Raw genomic sequence first — 204 nt, 5'->3', positions numbered from 1 at the left:
GTCAACGGCAGCGGCACCAGCCTCGGCCAGGCGGGCAATGGCGTGCCCATCGTCAACATTGCCACGCCCAATGGCGGCGGCCTGTCGCACAACAAGTTCAGCGACTACAACGTCGGCCAGCAGGGGGTGATCCTCAACAACGCCATCAACCGCACCCAGGAAACCCAGCTCGGCGGAATCATCCTCGGCAACCCCAACCTGGGC

The 204-nt window shown here is 64.7% G+C and carries 1 protein-coding gene; it reads left to right on the top strand.

From position 1 onward, the window contains the following. Positions 1 to 204: hypothetical protein (locus F6S12_RS33640; RefSeq protein ID WP_315870098.1), on the top strand; the 204-nt coding region annotated here is incomplete at both ends.

This window comes from Pseudomonas sp. JV245A, from assembly GCF_032424515.1.
GTDB classification, from domain to species: domain Bacteria; phylum Pseudomonadota; class Gammaproteobacteria; order Pseudomonadales; family Pseudomonadaceae; genus Aquipseudomonas; species Aquipseudomonas protegens.
This window is presented reverse-complemented; position numbering and strand designations above follow the sequence as displayed.